The 1,005-nt window shown below is 70.3% G+C and carries 1 protein-coding gene; it reads right to left on the bottom strand.

Features of this window, described 5'->3' with window-relative positions:
• On the bottom strand, window positions 1–1,005 hold a 1,005-nt coding region (locus ACOADB_RS14405; protein WP_378599951.1), incomplete at both ends, for a binary toxin-like calcium binding domain-containing protein.

Here is a 1,005-nt window from a genome sequence, read left to right as displayed (position 1 = left end):
CCGTCCCGGCCGCCACCCCAGTCGGTGTCGGCGACGGTCGGGTCTGTCTTGCGCTTCTTGAACCGCCAGTTCGCGCTTCCGGTGACCTCCTGCTTGTCGGTCAGGCCGTCGCCGGCGGTGTCCTTCCGCGTCGGGTTCGTCTTGCGGATGGTGATCTTGTACTTGCCGCCGTTGGCCCGGGAGCGCACGACCACCTGGTTGATCGCGATGCCCTTGACCTCGGCGCCGTCGGTCAGCCCGTCCCGGTCGGTGTCCCTCACGCACGGGTTGGTGCGCACGATGCCGATATTCTTGCCGTCGCGGGGTCGTCCGCCGTTCGTGAAGTAGGTCTGCCGGATCGCGATCCCGAGGACCTCCTTGCCGTCGGACAGGGTGTCGCCGTCGGTGTCGGCACGCAGCGGGTTGGTGTGCCCGGTCGTGCAGCCGGTCGGACCGGCGAGCTCGCGCTGGTCGCTGAGACCGTCGCGGTCGGTGTCGGCGACCAGCGGGTTGGTGCCTGCGGACTTCTCGGCACCGTCGTTCAGGCCGTCGTTGTCCGAGTCGCTGTCCGTCGGCACCGTGCCGTCCGTGATCTCCTGGCCGTCCTGGACGCCGTCGTCGTCGGTGTCGGTGTCCTTCGGGTCGGTGTTGTGGGTGTTGACCTCGGCCCCGTCCGTCAGGCCGTCGTTGTCGGTGTCGGAGTCGTCAGGGTCGGTGCCGAGGGTGGCTTCCTCGTCGTTGGTCAGGCCGTCGCCGTCGCGGTCGTTGCTCGGTACGTCGTCGGCGGGGGCGTCCACCGGGTTCGTGCCGTTGGCGACCTCGGCTCCGTCGTTGACGCCGCCGTCGTCGGTGTCGGGGTCGAGCGGGTCGGTGTGGTGGGTGTTGACCTCGGCGCCGTCGCTGAGTCCGTCGTTGTCGGTGTCGGCGTCGGCCGGGTCGCTGCCTGCGGCGTCCTCCTCGACATCGGTGAGGCCGTCACCGTCGGCGTCGCCCGTCGCAGCGAGGTCGTCGCCCGGAGTGGCGACC

The organism is Nocardioides sp. CPCC 206348 (genome assembly GCF_048654705.1).
In the GTDB taxonomy this organism is placed as follows: Bacteria; Actinomycetota; Actinomycetes; order Propionibacteriales; family Nocardioidaceae; genus Nocardioides.
This window is presented reverse-complemented; position numbering and strand designations above follow the sequence as displayed.